Source organism: Desulfobaculum sp., assembly GCF_054921475.1.
Window position 1 is genome coordinate 1 of record NZ_JBUDSW010000364.1, and the last position, 2700, is coordinate 2700.

Annotated in this window: 3 protein-coding genes; all 3 read left to right on the plus strand. The window is 63.2% G+C overall.

Annotated features, from left to right (window positions below; all coding sequences use genetic code 11):
- Positions 1–161: 161 nt before the first annotated feature.
- From ACY69P_RS15925 to ACY69P_RS15935, 3 genes are read left to right on the plus strand one after another with little or no spacing between them, the layout of a single operon-like run.
- Complete coding sequence (locus ACY69P_RS15925) at positions 162–1178, plus strand: ABC transporter ATP-binding protein (protein WP_404845144.1); 1017 nt, start codon at positions 162–164, stop codon at positions 1176–1178.
- Positions 1178–1840 carry an HAD family hydrolase gene (locus ACY69P_RS15930; RefSeq protein ID WP_459900044.1) on the plus strand — a complete coding sequence of 221 codons (663 nt, stop codon included), beginning with the start codon at positions 1178–1180 and terminating at the stop codon, positions 1838–1840. The genes ACY69P_RS15925 and ACY69P_RS15930 overlap by 1 nt, the downstream gene beginning before the upstream one ends.
- A 30-nt stretch (positions 1841–1870) precedes the next feature.
- Positions 1871–2599: a UTRA domain-containing protein gene (locus ACY69P_RS15935; protein WP_459900045.1), complete on the plus strand. Its 729-nt coding sequence runs from the start codon at positions 1871–1873 to the stop codon at positions 2597–2599.
- The last annotated feature ends 101 nt before the right edge of the window (positions 2600–2700 follow it).

Sequence of the window (2700 nt, forward strand, 5' to 3'; positions counted from 1 at the left end):
TGGGCACGCGCTACGAGACGCTTCAGGTGTAGTTGAACAACATGCGCAGCACCAGCGGCCACTTCACCAGCGCACTGGTCATGTCCTACTTCATCGTGACCCTTGTCCTGACGTGGTGCGCGGGCCGCTTCAACCGATAATCCCCACAGAGCACAACTCCTATGCATTACGTTACAACCCACGGCCTGACCAAACGCTTCGGCTCCGTCACCGTCTTCGACGGCCTGAATATGTCCATCAACAAAGGGGAGCTCGTCACCCTGCTTGGCCCCAGCGGCTGCGGCAAGTCCACGCTTCTGCGCTGTCTATCGGGCCTCACGCCCATCAACGGCGGGCGCATCAGCGTTGGCGGGGACGACATCACCGCCGTCAAACCCCAAAACCGGGGCATCGGCATGGTCTTCCAGAGCTACGCCCTGTTCCCCAACATGACCGTCCGCGCCAACATCGCCTTTGGCCTCAAGATGAAGCGCATCGCAGGCGGCGAAGCCACGCGCCGCGTGGCCGAAGCCGTCGCCCTTGTGGAGCTGGGCGGACATGAGGACAAATACCCGCACGAACTCTCCGGCGGTCAGCGCCAGCGCGTGGCCCTTGCCCGCGCACTGGTGGTGCACCCGCGCATTCTGCTGCTTGATGAGCCGCTCTCGGCGCTGGACGCCCGCATCCGCCGCAACCTGCGCAAACAGATTCGCTCCATCCAGCGCGAGCTGGGTCTGACCACCATCTTCGTCACCCACGACCAAGAGGAAGCCCTGACCCTCTCGGACCGCATCTTCCTCATGGACCGGGGCGACATCGTGCAAAGCGGCTCTGCCGAATCCATCTACACGGACCCGGCAAACGCCTTTGTGGCGGGCTTTATCGGCAACTCCAACCTGCTGACGGCCCAGCAGGCCAAGGCTCTGCTGGGCATGGACATTACAGGCCAGCTGGCCGTCCGGCCCGAGTCCATTTACGTCCGCGAACCGGGCCGCAACTACGCCCTTGGCGTCAGCACGCCAGTGGAAGCCACGGTCCTCTCCCACCAACTGCTGGGCAACGTTATCCGCTATCAACTCCTCTCACGCGGGTGCGAGCTGACCGTGGACCTCTTAAACCGCTCCTCCAGCCGTCTGTTCGAGGCCGGAACCGAGCTGGAAATTCTTTTCAACCGCAACGAACTTCGGGAGGTCGCCTAATGCCCCTCGCCCTCTTTGACCTTGATGAAACCCTCATTCATGGCGACAGCGCCACCATGTGGCTCCGCCATAGCGTCGCCAAAGGCTGGGCCCCCGCCACCGCGCTCGACCGCGAAGAACAGCTTATGCAGGACTACCGCACCGGCACGCTGGACATGAAGGCCTACATCCGCCACTGCGCCGGCCATCTGGAAGGGCTGCCCATGGACGAGGTAGCGCGCCGCGCGCACGAATTCGCCGAAGAATGCATCCGCCCCATCGTCTACCCACAGGCGTGGGAGCGCCTGCGCTGGCATGAGGAAAGCGGCGACACCGTGATCATTATCTCCGCCACCAGCGACTTCCTCGTCCGGCCCATCGCCGCCATGCTGGGCGTTGACAACGTCATCGCCATCCGCCTTGCCGAGGACGCCGGATGCTTCACCACGCAAACCGTCGGGACGCTCTCCTTCCGCGAGGGCAAAGTCACCCGCCTACACGACTGGATCATGACCGAGCGGCGCAGTCTCTCCGGAAGCATCTTCTACTCCGACTCCCATAACGACATGCCTCTCCTCGATGCTGTGGATGTACCCATCCCCACCAACCCGGACGACGCCCTGCGCCGCTACGCCCGCCACCGGGGCTGGCGCGTGCTGGACTGGAAACGGGCCGCGGCCTAGCCCCTGCACCATCAACGCACACACCACGGCATGAAACACCACACAAACAGACAATTCCTCTCCATCCGCGACTCCCTCGCAGACCAAATCGCCGGGGGGCTTCTTCCCGTCGGGGACAAGCTCCCGTCAGAACGCCGCCTCAGCGAGCTGTACGAAACCACCCGCATCACCGTGAAGGAAGCCCTGCTCGTCCTTGAGGCCGAGGGCAAAATCTACCGCGAGGAGCGGCGGGGATGGTTCGTCTCGCCGCCCCGGCTCATCTATAACCCCATGACCAAATCGCACTTTCACGAGATGGTGCAGGGCCAAAAGCGCCGGGCCGTCACCTCGGTGCTAGCCGCCGCAACCGTGCCCGCGCAGGCAGATATGTGCAAACAAATGGACCTGCCGCCATTTACGCGGGTGCACCACATTCGCCGTCAGCGCTGTCTGGATGGACGCGCCGCGCTCTATGTGGAGCACGTAGTCTGCGCCCAGCGCTTCCCGGACCTGTTGGAGCAGGACCTCACCCAGTCCATCACCGGCCTGTACGAAAGCCGCTACGGCGTACGGTATGGCCGCTCGCGCTTCACCATCACCCCCACCGCCGCCATGGGCCACATTGCGGATATGCTCAGCATTGCCGACGGCAGCAGCATTCTGCACATTGCCCGCGTCAACTACGACCAACACGGCAAACTTATCGACTGCGACATGGAATACTGGCGGCACGATGCCATCCAAATCGCCGTGGATACCGACTCGTGGCAGGAGCTGTAAGCCCAGCCAGAGCGCCGGACATGCACATGCTCCATCCAGCCCTCCGCCAACGCGGGGGGCTTTTCTTGTGTTATGGGAGGCAGGACGGAAAAAAAGTGCGC